Raw genomic sequence first — 676 nt, 5'->3', positions numbered from 1 at the left:
CGCTGCCATGGCCACGAGCCAGAAGATGATCCCGGACCACGCGAACAATATCGACTCGGCGGCGCTACGTTCCGCGAACACTCGACCGAAGGCCGTGGGTATGGGCAAGGGAAGATACTGCCGGGCGAGTTCCGCAATGAGGCCGAGGATGCCGCCGTCGTGCGCCATACCGCCCGAGCCGAGCCAGGCCCCGGTGTAGCCACTCGCCAAGATGAGCCACGTACCGCCAACCAGCCATGCCATTTTCCGGCGGAGCGGCGCCCTGGAGCCCACCACAAAGTTGCCCCGGAAAAGGAAGAGCAGGACCGCCAGGATAAGGGGAACCAGGGCGAGGGTCAGAATGTGGAACACCGCGGAGCCCATGACTACCGTGCGGCCCCGCCCTGGAAAATGCGGAATGCTGGCAAACAACACCAGATAGGCAAAGGACAAAGCCACCACACCGAGTTGCACGGCGATGGCGATTTTCAATGCCAAGCGCCTTCCTTGGCGCATGCCCACCGCGCAGATCAGGAGAAGCAACGCGGGCACCACCGCGAGGGCCACGCCGGCGGGCCCGGGATAGCCCTGGCGTCCAAGCTCAAGGCAGCTGATGTCCACGGTTCCACCGCAGTTCGCCTGTAACTGGTTGAGCGTCGGGACCGGGTTCAGGACCATTTCGCGGAGCAACGCGAGC

General features: G+C 64.3%; 1 pseudogene. It reads right to left on the bottom strand.

From position 1 onward, the window contains the following. Positions 1 to 676 (bottom strand): annotated as a pseudogene (locus AHiyo1_RS24425) (hypothetical protein); the annotation flags it as partial.

The organism is Arthrobacter sp. Hiyo1 (assembly GCF_001263615.2).
Taxonomy (GTDB): Bacteria; Actinomycetota; Actinomycetes; order Actinomycetales; family Micrococcaceae; genus Arthrobacter.
The sequence above is the reverse complement of the archived record's forward strand: the minus strand, read 5'-3'. Positions and strand labels throughout refer to the sequence as shown.